We start from the raw sequence: 26,385 nt of genomic DNA, 5'->3' as shown, positions 1-26,385 counted from the left end.
CTTGGCCGTAAAAATTGAGAAAAACTTAATCTCTTAGCCATGAAACGAATTTTAGTGCCCGTAGACTTTTCCGAAGATTCTGTGTTTGCCGTAGATGTGGCTGTCCAGGTGGCCAATGCATTTAATGCCAAGTTACGTCTTATGCACGTACGTACAGGTAAGCAATACCACCCCGAATTTGCCAAAGACAATCCGCATTTTATTATCGACGATAAAGATACGGCCTATGCGGAGTTTTTAACGACCAGAGCCAAGGTGGCTTATCAGGTGGATCAGGGCGAGGTGGATTTCAAGTTTCGTGAGGGGAATGTAGTTCGGGAGATTAAGAATCAGGCACATTACGACGATTCCCTGTTGATTGTGATTGGCACACACGGGGTTTCAGGCTTTGAGGACCGCTGGGTGGGGAGTAATGCCTATCGCCTGGTGTCTAACGCGCCCTGTCCGGTGCTGGCCGTTCGTAAGCAAATGCAAATTGGTACGGAACCTAAGATTCTCTTGCCCATCGATACCGAGAAAGTAAGTCGTAAAATTGTCCCTACCGTGGCAGGCTTTGCCAAGGTAATGAAGGCCTCGCTGCTGGTGGCCGGCATCACCAAGCGTTCTCGCTGGGCCTTACCGGGTAGGGTGGCGGCCTATGTAATGCAGGTGGAGCGTTTTCTCAAGAAACGCGCCTTTTTGCCCTATGAAGCCGTTATGGTGGATGGCTCTGAGGGGCCCCAGGAGTTGCTCGATTACGCACATCAAAGCAAGGCTACCGTGATTGCGCTGCCGGTGCGACGTACCGTAAACCCTTTTGAAAGCATTTTTTATCCCTTTGCCAATGAGTTGTTGAACCGGTCGGACCTGCCCATATTGGTGGTGCCCGAGGAGGAATAGTTAATGCGGCAGGCTTGTGTTTAATCCGGTTAAATTGCTTATTTTTGCAGTTCAAACAATGCCTTAGGGGATTAAATCACCAGCAGATGGGAAAGCTTATTTTTGTAGTTCTTTGGGTCTTTGGCAGCCTTGTGTTGGAGGCGCAGACCGATGTGTTTGAGCGGGTTCAGTCGCGCAGCACCGGTGAGGGGCAGGTAAGCATTCGTCAGGCGCCCAGTCTGGAGCGTATGATGAAAGATTACCTGCAGAGTAATCGAAGTGCCTCGGGGGTGGAGGGCTATCGCATCCAGTTGTACTCCGGCACCGGCAATAATTCCAAGCAGGAGGCACAGGAAGTCCGTAGCAAGCTCCTGGGTTTGTTCCCCGAAGAAAATGTTTTTGTAGAGTACAATGCCCCTTTTATGCGGGTGCGTGTAGGTAGTTTTCGGCATAAGCATGAGGCTCTGCCCTTGCTTCGGAAGTTGAAAGACAGTTTTCCGTCCTGTTACATTGTACGGGATGCATCCATACCCTTAAGAGAATTTTAGCCAAGGCCCGTCTCCGTCAGAGATGGGCTTTTTTGGCTGTTAGGACTTTAGTCGGTGAATAATCAATGGCTTAGTGCAGAAGAATTATGAGTGAACAGTTGAAGCATGAATGCGGCATCGTATTGATCCGCTTATTGAAGCCCCTGGAGTATTATCAGGAAAAATACGGGACCTGGCGCTATGGACTCAACAAATTGTATTTGTTGATGGAGAAGCAGCACAACCGGGGTCAGGATGGTGCCGGGGTGGCCAATTTGAAGATTGACCAGCCTTCGGGGAAAAAGTACTTCTTCAGGGAACGTTCCAATTTGACCAACCCCATTCAGGACGTGTTTAAGCGCATATTTAAGCACTTTGCCTACGACGACGATCACCATCCCGAGTTGTTTCAGAATCCGGTTTGGGCCAAGGAAAATATGCCCTTTGCCGGAGAGTTGTATTTGGGTCACTTGCGCTACGGCACTTTTGGCAACGACTCGCTCGATTACGTGCATCCGGTGATGCGCGAAAACAATTGGCGTTCACGTAATTTGGTGTTGGCAGGGAACTTTAACCTGACCAATACCGATGAAATTTACAATGCTCTGGTGGAGCTGGGACAGCATCCCAAGGATTATTCAGATACAGTATCCATTTTGGAGAATGTGGGGCATTTTTTGGATGAGGAGAATCAGTTGTTGTTCCGCCAGTTTAAGAATGAAGGTTACAGCAATCGGGATATTTCTGCGCTTATCGAAAAGAGTCTGGATGTCCGTAAAATACTGGAGCGTTCGAGTCGCCGTTGGGATGGGGGCTATGTGATTGGGGGACTTTTTGGGCATGGCGATGCTTTTGTGATGCGCGATCCCAACGGGATCCGCCCCGCCTCTTATTATCTGGACGACGAAATCGTGGTGGTGGCTTCGGAGCGACCGGTTATTCAGACTGCACTCAATGTTCGTGCCTGTGAGGTGCAGGAGCTGAAGCCCGGGAACGCCCTTATTATCAAAAAGGATGGGCGTGTCAGCGAAGAGGTGGTGAATGTGCCCCATGAAAGACGATCCTGCTCTTTTGAGCGTATTTATTTTTCAAGGGGGAGCGATAAAACAATTTATCTGGAGCGTAAGGAGTTGGGGTGCTTGTTGGCACCCCGGGTACTCGAGCGGGTTGGCTACAATCTGCGCGATACTGTTTTTTCTTATATTCCCAATACTGCTGAGACGGCCTTTTATGGTATGATGGAAGGGGTGCGTGAGTATTTGGTGGACTGGCGCATGGAGCAGCTACGCCTTCTGGGGTCTGAGCCGAAGACAGAAGCCATCAAGGAAGTGCTGTCGCTGGAGCCCCGGGTCGAAAAAATTGCCATCAAGGATGTGAAGATGCGTACTTTTATTACTGCAGATTCGTCGCGTGACGATATGGTGGCCCACGTCTACGACGTGACCTACGGCATTGTTAAGAATAGGGTGGATACCTTGGTTATTATTGATGATTCCATTGTGCGCGGAACCACCCTTAAAAAGAGCATTCTTAAGATCCTTGATCGCCTGCACCCCAAAAAGATCATCGTTGTTTCGTCGGCGCCGCAGATCAGATACCCCGATTGCTATGGCATCGACATGGCCCGGATGGGCGATTTTTGTGCCTTTACCGCAGCCATTGAATTGCTGAAGGATACCGGAAGGGCCGGAGTCATTGAGGAAGTGTATCAAAAATGTCTCTCGCAGCGCAACCTGCCGAAGGAGGAAATGGTCAATTACGTGAAAGACATTTACCGACCCTTTAGTGATGAGGAAGTCTCGGCAAAAATTGCAGAAATGCTGACGCCGCCGGACATTGATGCGGAGGTGGAGATTCTGTATCAGACGGTGGACAGTCTCCATCAGGCCTGCCCCAACGATAATGGCGACTGGTATTTTACGGGCGATTATCCGACTCCGGGAGGCGTGAAGGTGGTTAATAATGCTTTTATCAACTACATGGAGGGGCGCAATACCCGCGCTTATTGTTGATTTTTCAGCACTTGTCGCGCCATGTTTAGCCAGGTGTAAGCATCCTGGGTGTGCGCCCCGCAGTATATTTCGCTGCGGCGGTGCCCCAATCGTACGACTACGGCATTGGATTCTGGCAACACGTAAATGTACTGACCCAGTATACCCCGCAGATAGGGAATGTTTTCACCCTGGTGTTGCAGCAGCCATATTTGGTAGCCGTAATAATTGACTGTGTCGCCATCTTCATCTTTAAGGTGTGTGGCCGGACTCAGCGCTGTGTTGATGTAGGTCTCTGGAAGCAGTTGTTGTCCCTTCCAGTGCCCTTTGTTCAGCAGTAATTGCCCCAGGCGTGCAAAGTCGCGTGCGTTGCTGTTGAAGCAGCAGTAGGCTTTTTCCATTCCGTTTTCACGGTCGAGCGACCAGAGGGCAGCGTGTTCGGCCCCCAAGGGGCGCCAAAGCTTTTCCGAGGCATAATCGGCCAGGGACCGACCGGTGGCATTGCGTAGAATTTGTGCCAGCAGCTGGGTGTCGCCGCTCCGATAACTGAAGGTTTCACCCGGTTTGTCGTTAATTTGAAGGCCTTGCAACAGCTTTTGCAGATCATTTCCGTAGTAGGCCTCCGTAGTAATGGAGAAGGGCGAACTGTAAGATTCGTCCCAGCTGGAGCCGGAGCTCATCGTCAGTAAGTGGTTCAAACGCAGGCCCTTTCCATGCAGCTTGGGTAAGTCGGGCAAGAGTTCCTCCACGCCTTGTTGGGTGCTTTCTATATTGCCGTCTGCAATGGCACAGCCAATCAGCAGGCCGACAATGCTTTTGGCCATAGAGAAGGAGTTGCTTGCTGTCTCCGGGCTTAGGCCCTCCGGATAATACTCATAAAGGATGGAGTCATTCTGGATCACCAGAAAGGCAGTGGTCTCCATGCTTAGTAAGGAGTCGCGCAGTGCCGGTGAAGGTTGCATTTGATTGTAGGCTGCGGACAGTTCCCAGGGCTGGGACAGCCCGGTGCCTACTGTTCGGTTGTTAAATATCTGGTAATCGTAGATGCCCGGTTGTTGGTGAATCAGTGCCTGACGCAGATAGGCAGGCAGGACCTGCCATAAGACAAACAGGGCAACCAGTATGCCCAGGATAAATTTTGCCGAACGTTTCATGGAGCCTGGGTTTTTTATTCTTCGGGCTTCCACGCTCTGATGTAAATGTCGTCGGGGAAGGCCTGGGGTTTGTAAATGGAGCGTTCACCAATGGTTCGGAGGCACTCCTGGATGCCTTCGGCCACACTGGGATGGGGGTAGAATATTTTCAGCACCTCGCGGAGACTGTCGCCCTGATTGATGAGGTGGGCCACCGATACGATATAAGCTGAAGCCTGGGGGCCGGAGGCACGCATGCCTAAAATCCGCTGATTGTCGTCATTGCTGACCAATATCTTGATGAAGCCGACGGTGCTGCGCATGGCGATGGCACGGTTGATGAGTTTGTTGGAGTAGTAAGCCGCTTTGTAGGCAATGCCTTTCTTTTGCAGCATTTTTTCGTTGGCCCCCACTGCGGCCACTTCTGGTTTAAAGAACATGAGGGTGCTCATGTGCGAGTAATCCAGAGGATAGCCTGCCTTGCCTACCATTTTCTCTACCGCCTTGCGTCCCTGCAACTCGGCTACACTGTAGAGTTGAGAGTGCCCGCTCACATCACCGGCAGCATAAATGTGGGTGGGTTTGCCGTTTTTAAGCACCTGGCAACTGTCGTTGATGGTCAGGGTACCCCGCTCTGTGGGTACCAGGCCCGCATTTTCTGGTTTTAGGGCTTCAATGGTCGATACCCGGCCAATGGAAATCAGTGCAACATCCACCTCCAAAACCTTGCTGTGTCCGTCGGCGTAGTCCAGGATGACCTCTAAAAAGTCCGGGTGTTTGCGTATGGTGCGCAGTTGTGCGGTATGGTGAATGGTCACCCCGTTGCCGGTGAGGTTATCGGCCACATAGTCGCTGACGTCGTCGTCCTCATAGGGAAGTACCCGGTTGGCGCGGTCGAGCAGGTGTACCTCTGTTTGTTTGAAATTGGAAAATATGGTGGCGAATTCACAGCCGATGATCCCTGAGCCGATGATGAGAATACGTTCGGGGAATTGCTGCAGCGACAAGATGCCGTTGGAGTCGATGATGCGGACTCCGTCGGGTTCCAATCCCGGGTATTCACGGGGCTTGGAGCCTGTAGCAATCAAAAAATTGGTGCCGCTTACGACCTCTTCGCCTTCCCGTGTTTCAACGCGCATACTGCGGTCGTTGATGAAGGAGGCCCAGCCTTGCATAAGCGTGATGCCTCCCTTTTGGTGCTTGGTACGGGCAAATGTTTCAATCTGACTCCGCATTTGATACTGCTTTTCCTTGGCAGCCTGAATAACGGTGTTGCGTACCTGGTGGTAATCGACCGTTAAAGCTCCGGCCCGGTAGCCGCGGTCGACCCGGGCTGCAATGGAATAATCCAGGGAGAGTTCGTACATGGTTTTGGAAGTCAGGGCGCCATGCATAATGCCGGCCCCGCCCAGATGTCCCCCTTCAATGAGACAAACATTCATGCCAAAGTCCACCCCCCGAACAGCGGCTGAAAAGCCTGCGGGTCCACTGCCTACTATAACCAGGTCGTAATGCTTCATACCATTGTTTAATCGTGCGGGTCGTTGGGGTTGTAGGAGTTAACGTGACGGTTGATCTTGGCCTCGTACAACTCCCTAATGGTGATGATGATGCCTGTTTCTTCAACATCTCCAAAACCATCGTTGACTGCCGTGCCAAAGGATTTCATGGAGGGAGAAAGGTTCATGTAGGCATTGATCAGGGGCGGAATGTTTTCGCCCAGTTCCCGCACCTTCTTGCTCAATATTTTGTAGTCCTCGGTGTACGACTGGCCGCTGAAAAGTGCTTTTACCACCTCCTCCGGAATGGTCGATTCTACCGGGTTTTTGGGATAAACCAGCTTGTTCTTATCTCTGAAATACAGCCCCATGAAGGAGCGGATTAAATCGCGCGCTTCCTGGTTCGACTGGGTGTACATGGTTACTTTCCCGAAGAAATACTTCATGAAGGGATTGTTCACCATCAGAGAACCCAGTCCGTCCCATAAATTATCGAGGGCAAAGAGGCTTTTGGCGCCCATTTTACTGCTTTGGTAGTTGGGTTGCACAAAAGAGCGTCCCAGCTCAATGGTGTAGGGCAGATACTCGTTAATGAAGGCCTCTGAAAAATGAAACATTTTTGCGGTGGCAATTTCTATCTCCCCTTTGGCATTCTTCTTTACCTCATTGCCCATGATGTAACGGTAACCACCCAGGATTTCCTTTTCTGAAGGATCCCAAACGATCAACTGGCGATACGGCACCTCGCTGGTATCGTAGTCGTCCAGGTCCAGTTCTTTTCCCGTCCCTCCGCCAGCGGATCTGAAGCTGAGTTCGCGCAGGCGTCCCACCTCCCTGAGGAGGTTGGGTGCTTCATGGGCCGAAAAATCATAGATTCGGTTGTCCCCCTTGTTGGTCTTGCGCACAAAAATATCCTTGGTCAGTTCCGCTTCGAGCAGGTCTGTGGGGACTGGGGGAATCAATGCTTTATTGGCTTCCATTCTGGTATTTAATTTCGGTGTTGAATTACAAAATTAGTCGTTTTTGGGCAGGGCGTAAACGCTTTCCTTTATTTTTTGCGCCAGGGCTTGCACATCCTTGGTCTCCTGAAGCTTTTGCCAGGGGATGGGTGTGCCAATGCGAATGTGCAGGCGCTGTCCTTTTTGTTTGAACATTTCGTTGGGCAGGTAAAGCATTTCGATGTTGGCCTTTATTCCCAAACGCTTGCGCCATTTGGCCAGGCGGTAAAAAAAGAGGGTGTTCTCGCCTGAAATGTGCACCGGAACGATGTCGCGCTGATGTTCAATGGCTTTTTTTACAAAGTTGCGCTTCCATTCAAGGTCCATAATTACTCCGCCTTTTTGCATGCGACTGACCAGGCCCGCCGGAAAGAACAATACCTGGGCATCGGAGCGGTAAGTGTCTTCGAGCTTTCGGGCTGCTTCGCGCGAATGCCCTCCATGCTTATTTACCGGCAGAAAAACATTGTTGAGCCCCTTAATGTTCATGAGGATGTCGTTCACCGGGAATTTTAGGTTGGGAAAGCGTTGTCCTATTGCGCTTAAAAAAGCGATGCCATCCATACCCCCCAGGGGGTGGTTGGCAGCAAAAAGGTAGCGCTTATCGGTTGGCAGTCGGTCCAGGCCGCTCACTTCAAACTCCACCCCAAAGTCGTCAAGAATGGCCTGGGCAAAAGGGAGTCCGTCGAGGTGTGTGTTGCTGATGATGATGCGATTGACGTCGTCTTGATGGGTGATGCGCTTCAGGTAACGAATGATGAAGCGGGGAATCCATTTCAGTAGTGCCGGGTTCTTGCTGCTTATCACCTGCTCTATGTCGATGAGCAGTTCTTCTTTTTGCTGTAGCTTCGGCTGCACCCTGTTGTTTTCTTTCTCTTGCATTGAAAAAGATTTGTTTTAGATGGCACAAGGTACGAAAAAATTAGGAAATGGTTTCGGGGATACGATGGGGTCAGGGGTTTTAGCACTGCAAAAAAAGCGGTTTTTCAGGAATAAAGTGGGGTAAAGTGGTTGATTGTGGGGTAAAAATATATTACCTTTACCCTCCAAAGAGGTGTTTTGTAATGGTCACATTTATAGGCGATTTTGAATGTAAGGCCGATGCCAAGGGGCGCATTGTGTTGCCGGCAGCTTTTAAAAAGGCGGCGGGACATGGTGAGCAGCGCTTTGTGGTGCGGAAAGATTTGTTTGAAACTTGCCTGGTTTTGTACCCCTATGCCTACTGGGAGGAAGAGTTGTTGCGCTTGCGACAACGGTTAAATCCCTATAAGCGTGAGCACAAGCAGTTTTTGCGCGACTTCTTTAGGGCTTCGGCTGAAGTTCAGCTTGATTCGGGCGGTCGGTTTTTGATACCCCGTCGCTTGATGGATCAGGTTTCCGCCGATCGGGAAGTGGTTTTGGTGGGGGTAGATCGTTACATCGAATTGTGGGCGAAGCCCATTTATTCGGCGATGAGCGATAATGCCGTTTCACTGGCCGGACAAGCCGAGCTGCTGTTGGGCGGTGCGTCGGCTGACAGTGAGTAAAGAGACCTGGATGGTCTGTCATTTTTAAGCGAATTGTTATGAGTACGACCTATCATATTCCGGTTTTGTTGCAGGCCTGTATCGATGGGCTCGACATTAAACCGGAGGGGCGATATGTGGATTTGACCTTTGGCGGAGGCGGACACAGTCGCGCCATTTTAGAGCGCCTTGGGCCGAAGGGGCATTTGGTGGTCTTTGATCAGGACCCGGATGCCTGGGAAAATCGCATAGACGATGAGCGGGTAACTTTTGTGCGGCACAACTTCCGTTACCTGGCTCATTTCTTAACTTATCTGGAGGCATTGCCGGTAGACGGAATTCTTGCCGACTTGGGCGTTTCGTCGCACCATTTTGATGTGCCAGAGCGTGGTTTTTCTTTTCGTTTTGACGGGGCGCTGGATATGCGTATGAATCAGGGTGCCGGGCGAAGTGCTGCCGATGTGTTGAACACTGCTGCGGAGGAGGATTTGTTGCGCATTTTTAAGTTGTATGGTGAGTTGAAAGAGGCCCGACGTTTGGTAAGGGAGGTGGCTGCTTTTAGAATTCAACAGCCCTTTGTCACCACCACCCAGTTGCGTGATGTGGCGTCGAAGTTGGCGCCAAGGAAGGATGCTGCCCGTTTTTTATCGCAGGTTTTTCAGGCCTTGCGTATTGAGGTTAATGGGGAAATGGAGGTGCTTCGTGAGATGTTGCAGCAGACGGTTGAGGTGTTGGCACCCGGTGGTCGTTTGGTCGTTATGTCGTACCACTCTCTGGAAGATCGTCTGGTGAAGAATTTTTTGAGGTCGGGAGATATGGATCGGGCGCAGGTGGAGAGTGATTTGTACGGACACCGCTCGCTTCCTTTTGAGCTGGTGACTCGAAAAGTGGTTGTGCCCGATGAGGCGGAAATAGCTGCAAATCCAAGAGCACGCAGTGCGCGTTTGCGTGTTGGTCAGAAGATTTAAACCAAACAGTGAAGCTATGTTTTGGAAGCGGATTAAAAACAGTAAAGAGTTTGAGTCGGGCAATGAAGTGCTGCAGGATTTGAAAGGCTATTCGCTCAAGGACCTGGTGAGCGGGAAGGTTTTTACACGGACCTCCTTTACTTCGCAAGGCCCGTATTTCTTGTTTGTGGTGTTGTTGGCTTTTATCTACATCAACAACCACTATGCATTGGAAAAGCTGCTGAAGCGGCAGGTGGCTCTTAATAAGGAGGTGCAAGAGTTGCAGTACGAGGCCATTACCACTTCTTCGGAGTTGATGCAAATGAGTCGCCAGTCGGAAGTGATTCGTCGGGTAGAGGCGGCCGGATTGGATTTGGAGGTGCTGAAAACACCCCCCAGGATTATCAAAGCGGACTAGAACAGGAATTGAAGGAATATGACCATAAAAAAAGACATCATCATCAGATTTGGGGTGCTCTTCGCCGTGTTTGCGTTGGTGGCCGTATGGTTGTTTTTTCAATTGGTTTCTTTGAAATACCTGAGCGATGATGAATGGAAGTCCAAAGCCCGGCAAATTGAACGGAATGAAAATGAAGTGGCGGCAAAACGGGGCGATATTCTGGATGTTAACGGAATGAAGATTGCTTGTTCGGTGCCCAGTTACCGTTTGTATATGGATTTATTGGCGGAGGGCTTGACCGATGCCAAGTTCAACAGGGCCGTGGATTCTCTTGCTTTGGAGTTGTCGCGCTTTTTTAAGGATAAGGGAGCTGCTGTGTATCGGCGTGAGCTCCAACGGGCGCGTCAACAGGGGCGTCGTTACTACCTGGTGCATCCCCGACGTATTTCCTATACCGAGTTACAGGTGGTGAGTCGCTTCCCCCTGTTTAGGGAAGGGCGTAACCGTGGGGGCTTTATACCGGAACAATACGATCAGCGCAAGCAACCTTTTGGTTCCCTGGCCTCGCGTACCATCGGTAAACTTTACGGTGAAAGCTCCAAAGGAGGGCGGGTTGGCCTCGAAAGGGCTTACAATGAGGTGTTGCGGGGGACTTCGGGGACCAGTGTGCAGAAGCGTATTTCGGGCCGTTGGGTACCTGAAGTGGTGACCCCGCCGGTAGACGGACTGGATGTGGTGACGACTTTGGATATAGGCATTCAGGATGTGGCCGAACATGCCTTGCGTACGCAGTTGCAGCGGCACAATGCCCGCCACGGAGTAGCCATTTTAATGGAGGTGGAAACCGGTGCCATTCGGGCCATGGTTAATTTGCACCGACAACGTCCGGGTGTTTACACCGAGGACCATTTTAATTATGCGATTGGAACGGCCTCCGAACCTGGGTCTACTTTTAAGTTGGCGGCCATTATGGCGGCCTTGGAAGACCGGGTGGTACGTCTGGGCGATTCCATCGATACAGGAAATGGGGCCTACCGCTATTACGACCAGGTGATGCGCGACAGTCGTGCGGGTGGCTACGGTCGAATGAGTATGCAGGAGGTTTTTGAAAAATCTTCGAATATTGGGATTTCCCGCTTGATTTTTGAGCAGTACAAAGACAACCCGCGTCGTTTTGTGGATCGTTTGTACCAGATGGGACTCAACAAACCTTTGGGTATAGAGATCGACGGGGAGGGGCGGCCCGAAATTAAATATCCCGGCGACACCATGTGGTCGGGCACCACCTTGCCCTGGATGGCCATCGGTTATGAGGTGAAAATGACCCCACTTCAGATTTTGGCCTTTTACAATGCGGTGGCCAACAAGGGGGTAATGATGAAGCCCATGTTTGTGCGTGGACTGAGTCGACATGGGAGTATGGTGGAGCGTTTTGCCCCGGAGGTGCTGAATCCTTCTATTGCCAGTCGAGAGACGGTTGAAGCGGCCCATCGCTTACTGCTTGGCGTGGTGGAGCGGGGGACGGCTACGAACATTAGAAACAATAACTATTCCATTGCCGGGAAGACCGGAACCGCCCAGGTGGCCAAAGGGGCCCAGGGGTATCAGGCCGGAGGGGTGGAGCACCAGGCCTCTTTTGTCGGTTATTTCCCGGCCGAACGTCCCCGGTATTCGTGTATCGTTGTGGTGACCAGTCCCTCCAACAATGTGTATTACGGTAACGTGGTGGCGGGTACGGTGTTTCGGGAGATTGCCGACCGGGTTTATGCTACCGGTTTTGATTTTGTTCAAACCGCCGGATGGAAACTGCCTGCGGAGGATCGGGTTTATCCCTATGCCAAGGGGGGCACCATAACAGAGCTGCAAACCATTTTCAGAGAACTGCAAATGCCGGCCTACAAGCAGCAGGAGATTCACGATTGGGTGTCTACTCTGGCGGTAGATAGTGGGGTGGTGTTCAGGCCTAAGCCCATGCCCGGGGGGACTGTTCCCGGCGTGATTGGAATGGGGGCTAAGGATGCGGTGGCTTTGCTAGAGAATGCTGGTCTGAAGGTACATCTTCAGGGTGTAGGAAGAGTCGTTTCCCAGTCGATGCCGGCAGGGGGGACGATACGCAAAGGCAGCACCATATTTATTAAATTGGAATGATGTCGCCCAAAACGGGCAAATGAAATAAGCGCCTATGAAGCCATTGAGTAATTATTTGGAAGCGTTGTCGTTATTGGAACGACAAGGGAAGGAAGACCCGGAAATTGAAAACATTGCTTTTGATTCGAGGAAGGCCGGAAGGGGTGTTCTGTTTGTCGCCCAAAAAGGAAGCCGCGTGGATGGTCACGACTTTATTGAGCAGGCCATTGCTGCCGGTTGTCCCGCCATTGTGTGTGAAAAGCTGCCTGCGCAGTGTCAGCCTGGAGTGGTTTACCTGCAGGTGGCCGACTCCTCCGAGGCACTGGGACAGTTAGCGGCTGTCCATTTTGGTCATCCTTCCCGGGAGCTTAAATTGGTCGGGGTTACGGGCACCAATGGAAAGACCACCGTGGCTACCCTGTTGTACCGCTTGGCTATGGAGTTGGGATGGAAGGCCGGCTTGTGCTCAACGGTAGCCAATTATATTGGCGGCAATAGTCTGCCTGCCACGCACACCACCCCCGATGCGCTGACCTTGCAAGGGCTTTTGCGCCAGATGGTGGACGCCGGTTGCGATTATTGTTTTATGGAGGTGAGTTCGCATTCGGTGGTACAGCAACGCATCGCCGGCCTGCAATTTGCCGGCGGGGTTTTTACCAACTTAACGCACGATCACCTCGATTACCACGGCACTTTTGACGCCTATTTAAAAGCTAAGAAGGGCTTTTTCGACAGTCTCCCTGCAGCGTCTTTTGCCCTGGTAAATGCTGACGATAAAAATGGTGCCGTTATGTTGCAAAATTGTAAAGCAAGGGCTAAGTTTTTCTCCCTGCGCGAATTGGCCGATTTCAGGGTGAAAGTCCTCGAAAGCCTTTTTGAGGGGATGCACCTGGAGCTGAACGGGCAAGAGTTGTGGACCCCGTTTATTGGTCGCTTTAATGCGGCCAATTTGGTGGCTGTTTATGGCGCCGGGGTGTTGTTGGACTGGACGGAGGAAGAGGTGCTGACGGCTTTGAGTCGACTTCAGCCTGTGGACGGACGTTTTGAAACTTTGCGTTCGGCCGCTGGCGTTACCGCGGTGGTGGATTACGCACACACTCCGGATGCTTTGAAAAATGTATTGGAGGCCCTCAATCAGATTCGCGGGGCCGGCCATGCCTTAATTACGGTGGTGGGCGCGGGGGGCGACCGGGATCCGTTCAAGCGGCCCATTATGGCAGCTGAGGCTGTAAAGGCCAGTACCCGGGTAATTTTAACTTCCGATAATCCCCGAAGTGAGGATCCGGAGCATATTATCGCCCAGATGCTGGAGGGGGTTGCTGCTTCCGATCGTTCTAAGGTGCTCTCCATTACCAATCGGAGAGAGGCCATACGTACTGCTTGTGCCCTGGCACAAAAGGGCGATGTGGTTTTGGTGGCCGGGAAGGGACACGAGACTTATCAGGAGATTAAGGGGCTTCGCAGCCATTTTGACGACAGGGAGGTGATCAGGGATTTTTTTGATGAAGGATCTAACAATCTTTAATAAGGTGTTATGCTGTTTTATTTGTACGAGTATTTGCAGTCAATAAACTTCCCCGGGGTGGGGATGTTTCCCTACATTTCCTTTCGATCGGGAATGGCGGTTATTTTTTCTCTGCTGATGGCCACTTTCATTGGAAAGTATGTTATTCGTTTGCTGCAGCGGCAGCAAATCGGCGAGGTGGTCAGGGATCTGGGCCTCGAAGGGCAGTACCAAAAGAAGGGGACGCCGACCATGGGTGGATTGATCATCATCGCTTCCATATTGGTGCCGGTGCTTTTGTTTGGCCGACTCAATAATGTGTATGTGCTGTTGATGCTGGTGAGCACGGTTTGGTTGGGCATTATTGGCTTTTTGGACGATTACATTAAGGTATTTAAAAAGAATAAGGAGGGCCTGGCCGGAAGATTTAAAATTGTGGGGCAGGTGGGTCTGGGTATTATTGTGGGACTTACCCTGTATTTTAATGATGATGTAGTGGCACGCCTTAAAACTCCGCTGCCTGTTGGTCAGGAAGTTACTGCCGATGTGGTGGTGCAGGAGGAGCCCGAAGGAAGTGGTAACATGGTGCAGGTGGAGACCATTAAGGCGCCGGTGACCAACGTGCCTTTTTTTAAGAACAACCGCATCGATTATTCGTCTTTGCTCGACTTTTTAGGCGACCAGGCTAAGCCCTGGGGCTGGGTGCTCTTTGTGCTTGTGGTTATTTTTATCATCACGGCAGTGTCTAACGGGGCCAACATGACCGATGGGCTGGATGGCCTGGCGACGGGGGTGTCGGCCATTATTGGCGTCACCCTGGGGGTGTTTGCCTACCTCTCGGGCCACACGGTGTATGCCGATTACCTCAACATCATGTTTATTCCCCACTCTCAGGAATTGGTTGTGTTTATGAGTGCTTTTATTGGTGCCACCATTGGTTTTTTGTGGTACAATTCTTTCCCGGCACAGGTCTTTATGGGCGATACGGGCAGTCTCACCCTGGGGGGCATCATTGCGGTCTTTGCCATTTTGGTGCGTATCGAATTGCTTATTCCTATTTTGTGCGGGGTGTTCCTGGTCGAGAACCTCTCGGTGATGATACAGGTGGGCTGGTTCAAATATACGAAACGAAAGTACGGAGAAGGGCGACGGGTGTTTAAAATGGCCCCTTTGCATCATCATTATCAGATGAAGGGTTATCCCGAATCGAAGATTGTGGTGCGTTTTTGGATTGTTAGTATTATTATGGCTGTTTTGGCAGTGGTTACGCTTAAAATCAGGTAGGTATGCAAAAAGAGGTGGTGGTTTTAGGTGCCGGAGAGAGTGGCGTTGCTGCAGCTTTGTTGTTGCGGTCAAAGTCCATCCCGGTTTTTGTGTCGGATCAGGCGCTGCCTTCTGCTTATTTTCTGGCGGAGCTGGAGCAGGCCGGGATTCCTTATGAAGCAGGGGGGCACAGCAGGGCCCGCATTATGGCGGCTGATGAGGTGATTAAGAGTCCCGGAATCCCTGATGCACTGCCTTTGATCAGAGATTTGGATGCGGCCGGTATTCCCGTTATTTCAGATATTGAACTGGCAGGGCGCTACAGCAGGGCACATGTTGTGGGCATTACCGGAAGTAACGGAAAAACCACCACGACGCTTTGGTTGCAGCATGTTTTGCAGTCCGCCGGAGTAGATGCGGTATTGGCTGGAAATGTGGGGGTGAGTCCCTGTCGCACCCTGTTGCAGCGTGATCCGGCTGTTTTTGTTACCGAATTAAGCAGTTTTCAGCTCGACCGGATGTACCGTTTTCGGGTTAATACCGCAGTCGTTACCAACATTACACCCGATCATCTGGACCGCTACAACCATTGCTTTGAGGACTATGTGGCGGCCAAATACCGTATTCTGCAAAATCAGACGGGGGAGGATGCCTACCTTTGGTGCAGCGACGACGTGGTGCTGCGTGCTGCGAATGAAAAGTTTTTAACGGCTGCCCGCTCTCTTCCTTTTGCTTTGGGTAACACGACGCCAGGTCGGGTGGAGGGAGATGAGCTGGTGGTGGAAAATAAAGGGCTTGTTTTGCGTTTGCCTTTGTCGCAGCTGCCGCTAACAGGCAAGCACAATTTGTACAATGCGATGGCGGTGGCTTTGGCCGCTCTGGAGGTAGGGGTGCCGGTGGCTCAGGTGGTGGGGGGACTGACTTCTTTTAAGGGGGTGGCGCACCGACTGGAGGATTGTGGCGAAGTGGATGGGGTGGTTTACATCAACGACTCTAAGGCGACTAATGTAAATTCGGTTTGGTATGCGTTGGAGAGTATGAAGCGGCCGGTGGTTTGGATAGCCGGTGGAACGGATAAGGGCAATGATTATGCTGAGTTGAATGAACTGGTGGCTACAAAAGTCCATACCCTGGTTTGTATGGGGGTGGACAATCGTAAGCTTGAAAAGGCTTTTGAGGGTGTGGTGCCTCGTGTGCTCAGTACCCACAGCATGGAGGGGGCCTTGTCTGCAGCGCGCAAATTTGCCAGCAGTGGCGATGCGGTGTTGCTGTCCCCGGCCTGTGCCAGTTTTGATTTATTTAGGAATTACGAGCATCGGGGTGAGCTGTTTAAGGCGATGGTAAAAAAATGGATGGAATGAGCACTTTGCTGAGAAAATATGTGGGTGGGGACAAGGTTATTTGGTTCATCATTGTCCTGTTGTCGGTGGCTTCTCTGCTTTCGGTTTACAGTGCAACGGGTTTTTTGGCCTACAAGCACCAGGGGGGCAATACGTCTTACTATATGTTTAAGCAATTGTTCTCGCTGAGTTTTGGAATCTTAATCATGATTGTGGTGCACCGCATCCACTACAAGTGGATTGCTCGCTTTAGTCTGATGGCGCTTTACGGGGCCATTGTGCTGTTGCTCATCACTTTGGTCTCGGGGGTTAATTTGAACATGGCTTCGCGTTGGCTGACCATCCCCGGTATTGGCATTACTTTTCAGCCTTCGGAGTTGGCTAAGCTGGCCTTGATTGTTTATGTGGCTAAGGTGCTGGCTCAGCACCAGAAGGAAGATGAGCCCGCTCGTGGGGCTTTTAAACCGGCGATGATTTATGTGTTGATGGTGGCGGGACTGATTTTTAGGGAAAATCTTTCTACTGCGGCACTGCTGGTGATGGTGAGTATGGCCATGATGTTTGTGGGGCGGGTTCCTTTGAAGTATTTGTTTGGTACGGGTGCTTTGGCTGTAGTGGGGGTGGCTTTGTTGCTTTTGTTGGCTTCGCAGGTGACTTTTCTGCCCAGGGCGCAGACCTGGGCGGCTCGTGTGGAACAGTATTTTCATCCGGAGGAGGCCGATGATGCTTCTTCTTACCAGGTTGATCAGAGTAAAATAGCCATTGCTTCGAGTGGCTTTTTTGGTAAAGGGCCTGGCAACAGTGTGCAAAGGAATTTTATTCCGCATCCTTACAGCGATTTTATTTATGCCATTATTGCTGAGGAGTATGGTTTGGCCGGGGCTTCGCTCATTCTGTTTTGCTACCTGATGCTGTTTTATCGGGTGGGGGTTATTGTTTATGCCAGCAAAAGGACCTTCCCGGCCTTTTTGGTGCTGGGACTGGGTTTGATGTTGGTGTCGCAGGCTTTTATCAATATGGGGGTGGCTGTTGGAATTTTTCCGGTAACGGGACAACCCTTGCCTTTGGTGAGCCTGGGAACTACTTCGGTTTTGTTTACCTGTCTGGCCTTTGGTATTATTCTGGGCGTGAGTCGGCAAAATATGCTGCAGGCCGCTCAGGAACGTGCTGCCCAAGGGGTAAAAACGGAAGTGCAGGAAGGGAGTTAGCCCGACTGCTTGTTGGTTGAGCGAGGTTTAGTGTAAATTATTAGAGACAAATAAGGCATGGAAAATAAGGAGGGATTGCGCATCATTATTAGTGGTGGAGGTACCGGGGGACATATCTTTCCGGCTATTGCCATTGCCGATGCTTTGCGTCGACAGCGGCCCGATTGTGAGTTGTTGTTTGTTGGGGCTTTGGGGCGGATGGAAATGGAGCGGGTTCCCGCGGCCGGTTATTCCATTGTGGGTTTGCCGGTGGCTGGTTTTCAACGCAGTCTGAGCTGGAAGAATGTGACTTTTTTCTTTAAGCTGGCTGCCAGTATGCTGAAGGCACGACGACTGGTGAGATCCTTTAAGCCTCAGGTGGCCATAGGGGTGGGGGGCTATGCCAGCGGGCCTGTTTTACGTGCAGCAGCGGCGCGTGGCATTCCCACGGTGCTGCAGGAACAGAATTCCTACCCGGGTGTAACCAACCGTATTTTGGCACGCAAGGCGGCGTTGGTTTGTGTGGCTTATCCACAAATGGAGCGCTTTTTTCCGTCGACTCGGTTGGTTTTTACCGGCAATCCCCTGCGGGAGGCTTTGTTGCAGGAGCAGGACCGGAAGGCTGCAGCAGCTGCCTTCGGTCTGGATCCCGATAGGCCCACCTTGTTGGTGGTGGGGGGCAGTCTGGGTGCCCGCAGCATTAATGAGGGAATTGTGGCGGGTTTAGCGCTGTTGAAGGAGAGTGGCGTGCAAGTGCTGTGGCAAACCGGAAAGCTTTATTACGAAGCCCTGGCGGAGGAACTTAAGGGGGAGCTTACTGAGCAGATGGTGATGCAGCCCTTTATTGGTGATATGGCCAAGGCTTATGCCTTGGCCGATGTGGTGGTGTCCCGTGCAGGTGCAGGGACCATCAGTGAGTTGTCGGCTTTGGGCAAGGCGGTTGTTTTGGTGCCTTCGCCCAATGTGGCGGAAGATCATCAGACCAAGAATGCCATGGCCCTGGTTGAGCGTGGAGCAGCTGTAATGGTGAAGGATGCCCAGACAAAGGAAGCCTTGGTTCAGGAGAGTCTTGTTTTACTTAATGATAAGGAGCGTTTGTTAAAGCTTTCGAAGGCCATTTCAGCATTTGCCCGTCCCCGTGCGGCGGACGATATCGCGCTGGAGGTTTTGAATTTGATAGCGGGTAAACAGAAATAAAACTGAAATGATGCAGGTGGAGGAAGTTAAACAGGTATGGCTGGTGGGAATTGGCGGCATTGGCATGAGTGCCCTGGCCCGTTATTTTCATAGGGATGGAAAGCCGGTTGCAGGCTACGATCGCACGCCTTCGGGGGTCACAGAAGCTTTGCAGGCTGAGGGCATTTCGGTGTTTTTTGATTCGTCTCCTGCTTGTATAGAGCCGGTTTTCAGAGACCCCCGGCACACCCTGGTCATTTATACCCCTGCTGTTGAAAAGGAGCAGGAGCAGCTGGTGTGGTTCAGAGAACAGGGATTTGAGGTGCTGAAGCGCGCCCAGGTACTGGGTATGCTGAGTGCTCGCAAGGAGGCGGTTTGTATTGCCGGAACCCATGGTAAAACGACCATTTCTACACTTACAGCCCATCTGTTTCGCCAGGGCAAAGTGGGATGTACGGCCTTTTTGGGAGGCATTTCGAAGAATTACCGCAATAATTTTTTGTGGGACGAGCAATCGCCCTTTGTGGTGTTGGAGGCCGATGAGTTTGACCGCTCCTTTTTGTGGCTGAGTCCCACCCTTGCACTGATTTCAGCCATGGATGCCGATCATTTAGATATTTATGGTTCGCACCAGGAGGTGGAGAATGCTTTTGGGGCCTTTGCCCGACGGGTTAAATCGGGTGGTGTGTTGGTGATGAAAAAGGGTCTGCCACCGCAGGAAGGATTGATGGCTGATGTGGAGGTGCTTAGCTATGCCTTGGCTGATTCGGATGCCGATTATTATGCTGGTGAGCTGGTGTTGGAGGATGGGCTGTATCGCTTCAGTTTGCATACGCCGCAGGGACTTATTACTGATTTAAAAATGGGGATCCCCGGCAGGTTGAATGTGGAGAATGCCATTGGAGCAGTGGCTTTGGCCTTGAATGCCGGTGTTGAGGTGGATGAAATACGGGCATCATTACCTGGTTTTAAGGGCATTGCCCGGCGTTTTGATTTACACGTGAACGCTCCCCATCTGGTGTATATCGACGATTATGCCCATCACCCTGAGGAGATCCGGGCCACACTGACCAGTGTGCGGGCCTTGTACCCTGGATTTAGATTGTGTGGTGTTTTTCAGCCCCATTTGTATACGCGCACCCGTGATTTCGCTGAGGACTTTGCGCAGAGTCTGTCCTTGCTCGATGAGGTTTTGTTGATGGATATTTATCCGGCCAGGGAGTTGCCTTTGCCGGGAATTACTGCGCGCACCATTGGTGAACATATTGCTGAAGTGCCGGTTGGCTATGTAGGACCGGAGGATTTGCCCGAAGTCCTTCAGCCCGGAGCGCAGCCTACGGTGGTTTTGACGATGGGGGCAGGCGACATTGATCGGCTTGTGCCTCGGATCGCAGCTCATCTTGCTCATTTGGTCAGCCTGAGGTAGCTGTTCAAAGAAGGCCGGAAGTTGTTGATAAATAATTGGATGCTGTGTGGAGACGCGGTTTTTAAAAATATTATATTTAGGCGGTTAATTGGATTTTGGAGGAAATGAAGATGCGTAAGTTTTTGGGACTGTTGAAGTGGGTTTTGTTGCTGGGCTATTTTCCGGTGATCTTGGCCTTTGTTGCTTCCAGTCGGCGCAGCTTGGTTTGTTCTGAGGTGCGGGTGGCGGTGCGTGACAGCCTGGAAGCGCGCTTTGTTAAGGCGGATAATGTTCGACTTGGCTTGTTGAAATCTTTTCCCGATCTTTTGGGTGCACCACTGACCTCTCTTAATTTTGAGGATTTGGAAGCGCATGTTGCTCAACATAGTGCCATTAGATCGGTAGAAGTTTTCAACAGTGCTTCGGGCGTGTTGCATGTAGAGGTCACTCAGCATGCTCCCATTTTGCGTGTTTTTGCTCCGGAGGGGACCTTCTATCTCGATGCCGAAGGGCGGCACATTCCCGTTTCGGATCATTTTTCGGCCCGGGTGCTGGTGGCCAGTGGGGCGCTTAGCAAAGATCTGGAGCCGGTTCTGCAGCTTGCGCGCATGGTGGAGGCCGACGATTTTTTGAAGGCACAGATGGAGCAAATTTATGTGCGGCGCAACAATGATTTTGTTTTGGTCCCCCGGGTGGGCGACCACCTTATTTTGTTGGGACAACCGATTGATCTGGCACTTAAGCTCCGTAATTTGCGTTTGTTGTATGCCGAGGGACTTAATCCCCGGGAATGGAATGAATATAAAACCATTAACCTCAAGTATAAGAATCAGATTTTGTGTTCGCGCAGGCGCGAATGGTAAGCAAATAGAATGTATTTAACCCGGAATGGTATGAACCAGGAACGAAAAATAATTGCAACGGTGGACATTGGTACCACCAAGGTAGTGGCAGCCGCAGGTCAGAAGCACAGTGATGGACGAATGGAAGTGTTGGGCGTGGAGAAGGCCGTTTCGACAGGCGTGAAGCGGGGAGTCATCCTGAATATTGAAGAAACCGTTACGGCCATTAAGCAGGCAGTTGGGGCCTTAGAAGAGCGACTCGATGTGAAGATAAGCGAGGTGTTTGCCGGGATGGCGGGCTACTCCATGCGGAGTTTTACCAATTCGTGTTATCGCTTCATCAATAAGGAAAGTGAGATCAGCACTTTTGATTTGGATCAGCTTTTGCGCGACAGTCATCGTTTGTCGTTGGAGCCGGGGGAAAAGATCATCCATGTTATTCCGCAGGAATATTCAGTAGATAAGGAACACACCGAGAAGAATCCTGTAGGCATGTCGGGTCAGCGTTTAGATGGTTATTTTCACGTGGTAACCGGAAAGGAAACCGCGCTGAGTAATATTGAAAAGTGTATTCAAAGGGCTGGCTTAAAGATGAATGGCGTGGTTTTGGAGTCGCTGGCTTCTGCCGAAGGCGTGCTGACTGATGAGGAGAAGGAGGCCGGGGTGGTTTTGGTAGATATCGGTGGCGGAACCACCGATATGGCCCTGTTTTACGACGGCATTCTTCGACATACGGCAGCCATTCCCTTCGGGGGGAACGTAGTGACAGGCGACATCAAGGAAGGTTGTTCAGTCTTGTTTAAGCAGGCCGAGTCGCTGAAGGTACGTTTCGGTTCAGCCATGAGCAGTCTGGCCCGTGAAGATATGGTTATTGCCATACCCGGTATGCCGGGTTGGGAGCCCAGAGAGATTTCCTTGCGCAGTCTCTCCTGCATAATTCAGGCCCGTATGGAAGAGATTGTGGAGTATGTGGCCCGGCATATTGAGCGTTCGGGCTATTACGATCGATTGGGTGCGGGCATTGTTTTAACCGGAGGAGGGGCATTACTGAAGCACCTGCCTCAACTCATCCGCTTGAAAACCGGATTGGATGTGCGCATGGGACAACCACTTCTTTTTCAGGAAAAGGCTTTTTTGCAGGAAGAGCAGGCGGGTGAACCCTATGCAACTGCTGTTGGTCTGTTGACGGCCTCTGCCTTGTACGCTTCGCCCAGGGGAGGGCGTCAGCAATCCTTGTTTGAGGAGGAGAAGCTGGAGGCTCCGCTGGAGACGACGGCCGAAACCGCACCCAGAAAAGTGACTAAGCCCAAAGCAAAGAAAAGTCGCCTAAACAGAGAGGTGGTACCGGGCGATTTGTTTGGCAATCTTAAGAATAAGATTGGAAACACTTTCGCGGGCATGTTCGACGACGATGATGTAGAAATGTAGTCGGTCTGTGTTTATTACGGATGGCGGTATAAAGAGAAACAGTATGAACGACGATTTGATAAATTTTGAAATACCCGGAAAGAATACGTCCATCATTAAGGTGATTGGTGTTGGCGGAGGCGGCAGCAATGCAGTTAACTTTATGTACAGTCAGGGCATTCGGGATGTTAGTTTTGTAATTTGCAACACCGATGCCCAAGCGCTGGCCAACAGTCCCATTCCCTTAAAGGTGCAATTGGGGCAGACCCTAACCGAGGGGCGGGGGGCCGGAAACAAGCCCGACCGGGGACGCCAGGCGGCTATTGAGAGTACCGAAGAGTTAAGCCGGGTGTTGCAGGACAACACCAAGATGGTGTTCATTACTGCCGGTATGGGCGGGGGCACCGGTACCGGTGCCGCTCCGATTATTGCCAAAACGGCCAAAGAAATGGGCATTCTTACGGTGGGTATTGTCACCATCCCCTTTAAATTTGAGGGAAAGGTGCGCATCAATCAAGCCATAGACGGAATTTCAGAGTTGGAGAAGAACGTAGACTCCTTGTTGATCATCAACAATGAGAAGTTGCGCGATATGTATGGCGACCTTAAGCTGAGTAATGCCTTTGCCAAGGCCGATAATGTGTTGACAACCGCCGCTAAAGGTATTGCCGAAATCATTACGGTTCATGGATATATCAATGTTGACTTTGCCGATGTGGAAACGGTGATGAAGGACAGTGGTGTGGCCATTATGGGTTCGGGCAGCGGGGTGGGAGAATTCCGCGCCATAGATGCCATTCAGGCTGCATTGGAGTCGCCCTTACTCAACAACAACAACATTTCAGGTGCAGGCAATATTCTATTGAACATCACTTCGGGCAAGGACGAGATCACGATGGATGAAGTAGGTAAGATTACCGACTATGTTCAAGACGTGGTGGGGCATTCGGCCTCAATTATCTGGGGCACGGGGAATGACGAAACCCTCGATGATGAGGTGGTGGTGACCATTATTGCGACTGGTTTTGCTTACAGCAATATGGTGGAGCCTGAACCACGGCAGCCCGGGAAAAAGGTAACCCGTTTGGAAATGGATGCCGAGGGCAACCTGTATGAAGCCGAAGCCCAGGTTGGCGATACTTTTGAGGAGGAAATAGATTTTACTGAAGAAGCGCCGCGTGTGGTTACCTTTAAGCAGGAAGATGAGGAGAAACAGCGGAAAATTGAGTTGTTGTATGGCAGCGATAAGGAGGAAGCTCCGGTGGTGAGTAGTGGCGATACGGAAACTGGTAGTCATGAACCACGTGTTTTTATCCGTCGCCCCGATGGATCGAGGGTGTTGGCCGATCCGGACGAATTGTTGGACGACAGCCGACTGGAGCAATTGGAGCGGGAACCGGCTTATAAGCGCAGGCCCGTTGACCAGGAGCAGGAGAGCGAAAGTGGATCTGGCCCCCGGGTTTCTCGTTTTAGTCTTGACGACGACGGGAGAGGCAGAGCCAAGCTTGGCAACAATAATCGATTTTTACACGATAATGTGGACTAATTTTAATACGAGTTCTTATGTTATTTGATCAGGTAAGTGAAGATATAAAGCAAGCCATGAAAGCGCGTGATGCGCTGCGTTTAAACGCGCTCAGGGCGGTTAAAAAGGAGTTTCTGGAGGCGCGTACGGCCAAGGATGCCGGCGGAGCTATGGATGCCGAAGCGGAATTGAAGTTGCTGCAGAAAATGGTGAAGCAACGGAAGGATGCGGCCGATATTTTTGTAAGTCAGGGCCGGGTTGAACTGGCCGATAATGAGTTGAAGGAAGCAGAAATTATAGCAGCCTACCTCCCGGCGCAAATGTCGTCCGAGGAGCTGGAAACAGGTCTTAAAGCATTAATCAGCGAACTGGGGGCCCAGAGCATGGCCGATATGGGGAAGGTTATGGGCGAAGCCAGCCGCCGTTTTTCCGGAAAGGCGGATGGTAAGGCCATATCGTCTTTGGTTCGTAAGCTGTTGGTATAGATCTATACTTAAACAGCAGGCTGTTTCTTAAAATACAAAAGGCCGGTTGCGCATCGCAACCGGCCTTTTGTATTTTAAGCTTGTTTCCGTTAATAGAAGTTGGCTCTGTTATCGGTGATTTCTGCATTCTCACGAATGGTCTGAAGCAATTGATAGTCTACCTTCATACCAAGGTTTTGGTCCAGCTCATTGGTGATGTTGTCCGCATTAACTGTGATGTCTTCAACTTGCGTTACTTTAAGCACGTAAACGCCGTTGTTTCCTTTAAAAGCTGGAGAGATCTGGCCAGCTGGAACAGTTGCCGCTGCAGCCGCTAAGGCGGGTTCTACACCGGCTCCGGGAACCTGGAAGGCGGCAAAGCCAATGTTGTCGGCATGCTGAACGCTGCTGTTGAATGCTGCAGCAAGCGCTTCTAAGTCTGCACCTGCTTCCAGTTTCTCCTGCATTTGGGCCAGCAATTGGTCAGCTTTTTTGTCGGCCATAAGTTGACGCTCAATTTGAGTGCTGACTTCCTCTAAGGCACGGATGCCTTCTTCACGCACCTCTGTCAAATGAGCAATTACAAAGCGATCGCCGAACTCATAAACGGGAGACAGGTCACCCTGTTCTGCTTCATAGGTCCAGCGAACCAGTTCTCTTGACGATTCCAGTCCGCTTACTCCGCGGTCGTTGGCGCCAATGGAGCGGCCAAAGCGCTTGGCCAGGCCCTCTTGTTCTGCGGCTGTGCTGAATTGCTCTGCACTGTTGTTTTCGGCAGCGAAGCGATTGGCTTTGCTGTATACATCCTGATAGGTTTTAGAGCTGTAGGAGATTTCCCGGGCCAGGGTCGCAATTTGGTATTTGGGACTGGCAGCACCTTGTTGCTGAATGTGCACGATGTGTACACCAAACTGGCTTTCCACTTTTACAATGTCGCCTGTATTTCCATTAAATACAGCATCGTTAAAGGGTTGTACCATAACTCCTTCGGTAAACCATCCCAGGTCGCCCCCGTTGATGGCCGAACCCTGATCCTGAGAGTGACTGCGCGCCAATTCAGCAAAGTTGCTGCCATTGCGTGCCAGATTCAATAAACTGTCGGCCAATTGATGTGTTGCTTCAGGAGTTGCCTCACGCAAAAGAATGTGACGTGCTCTAACCGAGTCGGGCAAATTATTAATGGCTACCAGGCGAACGGCTTTGTAACTTTCGTTTTCGAGATAGGGGCCATAAACTTCTCCGACTTGTGCTGTGCGCACAAAGTCCTCAATGCTTGATGAAAACTCGGCAGATCTGTGGTTCCTGGCACTGAAAGGCTCATCTGAATTAAGGTTGACGTACTGAACCGGATCGGTTTCCGGACGAGAAAACTCAGCCATACGTTCACTTACCCAGTCGAGCGTGGCTTGACGGTCTTCTTCCGTGGCCTCAATGGGGAAGGTGATGTATTCGATGTCTCTGGCAGCCTCTTGTTTGAATTCCTCTTTGTGGCTGTTGTAGTATTCCTTAATGTCGTTGCTGGCAATGCTTATGCTGCTGTCGGGAATGGCAGTATAGCGGGCTACTACAAAGTCGATATCGGCTTGTTTGGAGCGACTTGCCAGTTCACTATCCTTCCAAATGGCCGGAATGTACATGCCGTTACGAAGGAGAGCGGCGTATTTGGTGTAAAGCCGCTCATTAATCAGCTGCTCCTCCATCATCATCCAATAGAAGTTGGCGCTGGGGTCTTGATTCTTAATCTGTAAGAAGTTAAGTACCTGGTTTTGGTCGAAAACACCGGTTTGCTGGTTGGCAAAAAGTGGATGCTGTCGAATGGCGGGGTGAATGTTGCGACCAGATACCATGTCCATCACTTCTTCAGAACTCACGGTGATGCCCAGTTCCTGATATTGCTCATTCAGCAAAATTTGATTGACCATTTGATTCCAGGTTTGCTCGCGGAGGCGGTAGACGTCTTCTTCCGATAAGGTGTTTCCGCCCTGATTCATTTTGTTGAACTCCTCCATGTCAGAAACCTTGTTCTGAAATTCCTGGATGCTTACCGAAGTCCCGTTGATGTTGGCTACCTCCATTTGGTTGCCCGAAAACATAGATCCACCGGAACTCATGAAGTCCATCATGATGAAAGCAAAAAGCGCGAAGCCAACGAAGATGGCCACAAGAACTCCTCCTTTACTTCGTATTTTTTCTAAAGTTGCCATTCGAAATACAGATTTAATTTTTAGCGTTTTGAAACAGGGTACGAATATACAAAAAAATGTTTTACCACCTTGTTGCCGATCAT

At 51.0% G+C, this 26,385-nt stretch carries 22 protein-coding genes; 17 read left to right on the top strand and 5 right to left on the bottom strand.

Annotation, left to right across the window (positions count from 1 at the left end):
* Positions 1-39: 39 nt before the first annotated feature.
* The 3 genes from B4W65_RS11540 to B4W65_RS11530 all read left to right on the top strand — a co-directional run bounded on the left by B4W65_RS11540 (position 40) and on the right by B4W65_RS11530 (position 3,397).
* Entirely contained in the window at positions 40-879 is an 840-nt protein-coding gene (locus tag B4W65_RS11540) for a universal stress protein (protein WP_088655321.1), read from the top strand.
* Positions 880-965: 86 nt separating this feature from the next.
* On the top strand, positions 966-1,406 hold the full coding sequence (locus B4W65_RS11535; RefSeq protein WP_088655320.1) for an SPOR domain-containing protein: 441 nt from the start codon (positions 966-968) through the stop codon (positions 1,404-1,406).
* A gap of 86 nt (positions 1,407-1,492) precedes the next feature.
* Complete coding sequence (locus B4W65_RS11530) at positions 1,493-3,397, top strand: amidophosphoribosyltransferase (RefSeq protein ID WP_088655319.1); 1,905 nt, start codon at positions 1,493-1,495, stop codon at positions 3,395-3,397.
* Here the strand turns inward: B4W65_RS11530 and B4W65_RS11525 are convergent.
* The 4 genes from B4W65_RS11525 to B4W65_RS11510 are packed head-to-tail and all read right to left on the bottom strand — an operon-like array spanning position 3,388 to position 7,888.
* Positions 3,388-4,530, bottom strand: coding sequence for a serine hydrolase domain-containing protein (locus tag B4W65_RS11525; RefSeq protein WP_088655318.1), 1,143 nt, complete (start codon positions 4,528-4,530; stop codon positions 3,388-3,390). The two genes, B4W65_RS11530 and B4W65_RS11525, sit on opposite strands and share 10 nt — an antisense overlap.
* A 14-nt stretch (positions 4,531-4,544) precedes the next feature.
* Positions 4,545-6,029, bottom strand: coding sequence for a dihydrolipoyl dehydrogenase family protein (locus tag B4W65_RS11520; RefSeq protein ID WP_088655317.1), 1,485 nt, complete (start codon positions 6,027-6,029; stop codon positions 4,545-4,547).
* 8 nt (positions 6,030-6,037) lie between these two features.
* Entirely contained in the window at positions 6,038-6,988 is a 951-nt protein-coding gene (locus B4W65_RS11515; protein ID WP_088655316.1) for a GNAT family N-acetyltransferase, read from the bottom strand.
* A 33-nt stretch (positions 6,989-7,021) separates the two neighbouring features.
* Positions 7,022-7,888 (bottom strand): 1-acyl-sn-glycerol-3-phosphate acyltransferase, encoded by an 867-nt coding sequence (locus tag B4W65_RS11510; RefSeq protein WP_088655315.1) that lies wholly within the window; start codon positions 7,886-7,888, stop codon positions 7,022-7,024.
* Positions 7,889-8,070: 182 nt separating this feature from the next.
* Between B4W65_RS11510 and B4W65_RS11505 the strand changes: the two genes are divergently transcribed.
* The 14 genes from B4W65_RS11505 (at position 8,071) to B4W65_RS11440 (ending at position 24,119) form a co-directional block, all read left to right on the top strand.
* Entirely contained in the window at positions 8,071-8,532 is a 462-nt protein-coding gene (locus B4W65_RS11505; protein WP_088655314.1) for a division/cell wall cluster transcriptional repressor MraZ, read from the top strand.
* Between the two features lie 38 nt (positions 8,533-8,570).
* Positions 8,571-9,479, top strand: coding sequence for a 16S rRNA (cytosine(1402)-N(4))-methyltransferase RsmH (gene rsmH, locus B4W65_RS11500; protein ID WP_088655313.1), 909 nt, complete (start codon positions 8,571-8,573; stop codon positions 9,477-9,479).
* Positions 9,480-9,495: 16 nt separating this feature from the next.
* Positions 9,496-9,876, top strand: a complete 381-nt coding sequence (locus tag B4W65_RS11495; protein ID WP_088655312.1) for an FtsL-like putative cell division protein — start codon at positions 9,496-9,498, stop codon at positions 9,874-9,876.
* A gap of 18 nt (positions 9,877-9,894) precedes the next feature.
* Complete coding sequence (locus B4W65_RS11490) at positions 9,895-12,006, top strand: penicillin-binding protein (RefSeq protein ID WP_088655311.1); 2,112 nt, start codon at positions 9,895-9,897, stop codon at positions 12,004-12,006.
* A gap of 34 nt (positions 12,007-12,040) precedes the next feature.
* Positions 12,041-13,510, top strand: a complete 1,470-nt coding sequence (locus B4W65_RS11485) for a UDP-N-acetylmuramoyl-L-alanyl-D-glutamate--2,6-diaminopimelate ligase (RefSeq protein WP_088655310.1) — start codon at positions 12,041-12,043, stop codon at positions 13,508-13,510.
* A gap of 9 nt (positions 13,511-13,519) precedes the next feature.
* Positions 13,520-14,773 carry a phospho-N-acetylmuramoyl-pentapeptide-transferase gene (gene mraY, locus B4W65_RS11480; protein WP_088655309.1) on the top strand — a complete coding sequence of 418 codons (1,254 nt, stop codon included), beginning with the start codon at positions 13,520-13,522 and terminating at the stop codon, positions 14,771-14,773.
* A gap of 2 nt (positions 14,774-14,775) precedes the next feature.
* Complete coding sequence (murD, locus tag B4W65_RS11475) at positions 14,776-16,113, top strand: UDP-N-acetylmuramoyl-L-alanine--D-glutamate ligase (protein ID WP_088655308.1); 1,338 nt, start codon at positions 14,776-14,778, stop codon at positions 16,111-16,113.
* Complete coding sequence (locus tag B4W65_RS11470) at positions 16,110-17,300, top strand: FtsW/RodA/SpoVE family cell cycle protein (RefSeq protein ID WP_088655307.1); 1,191 nt, start codon at positions 16,110-16,112, stop codon at positions 17,298-17,300. Before murD ends, B4W65_RS11470 begins: the two co-directional genes overlap by 4 nt.
* A gap of 57 nt (positions 17,301-17,357) precedes the next feature.
* Entirely contained in the window at positions 17,358-18,476 is a 1,119-nt protein-coding gene (gene murG / locus B4W65_RS11465) for an undecaprenyldiphospho-muramoylpentapeptide beta-N-acetylglucosaminyltransferase (protein WP_088655306.1), read from the top strand.
* 7 nt (positions 18,477-18,483) lie between these two features.
* Entirely contained in the window at positions 18,484-19,881 is a 1,398-nt protein-coding gene (murC, locus tag B4W65_RS11460) for a UDP-N-acetylmuramate--L-alanine ligase (RefSeq protein ID WP_088655305.1), read from the top strand.
* A 104-nt stretch (positions 19,882-19,985) separates the two neighbouring features.
* On the top strand, positions 19,986-20,723 hold the full coding sequence (locus B4W65_RS11455) for a cell division protein FtsQ/DivIB (RefSeq protein ID WP_088655304.1): 738 nt from the start codon (positions 19,986-19,988) through the stop codon (positions 20,721-20,723).
* A 30-nt stretch (positions 20,724-20,753) separates the two neighbouring features.
* The gene (ftsA, locus tag B4W65_RS11450; protein ID WP_088655398.1) at positions 20,754-22,130 is read left to right on the top strand and encodes a cell division protein FtsA; all 1,377 of its coding nucleotides are present in this window, start codon (positions 20,754-20,756) and stop codon (positions 22,128-22,130) included.
* 43 nt (positions 22,131-22,173) lie between these two features.
* Positions 22,174-23,655 carry a cell division protein FtsZ gene (gene ftsZ, locus B4W65_RS11445; protein WP_088655303.1) on the top strand — a complete coding sequence of 494 codons (1,482 nt, stop codon included), beginning with the start codon at positions 22,174-22,176 and terminating at the stop codon, positions 23,653-23,655.
* A 17-nt stretch (positions 23,656-23,672) separates the two neighbouring features.
* Positions 23,673-24,119: a GatB/YqeY domain-containing protein gene (locus B4W65_RS11440; protein WP_088655302.1), complete on the top strand. Its 447-nt coding sequence runs from the start codon at positions 23,673-23,675 to the stop codon at positions 24,117-24,119.
* An 89-nt stretch (positions 24,120-24,208) separates the two neighbouring features.
* Here B4W65_RS11440 and B4W65_RS11435 read toward each other — a convergent pair whose 3' ends face one another.
* Positions 24,209-26,302, bottom strand: coding sequence for a SurA N-terminal domain-containing protein (locus tag B4W65_RS11435; protein WP_088655301.1), 2,094 nt, complete (start codon positions 26,300-26,302; stop codon positions 24,209-24,211).
* Positions 26,303-26,385: the final 83 nt, after the last annotated feature.

It is taken from the genome of Geofilum rhodophaeum, assembly GCF_002210225.1.
Lineage (GTDB): Bacteria > Bacteroidota > Bacteroidia > Bacteroidales > Marinilabiliaceae > Geofilum > Geofilum rhodophaeum.
This window is presented reverse-complemented; position numbering and strand designations above follow the sequence as displayed.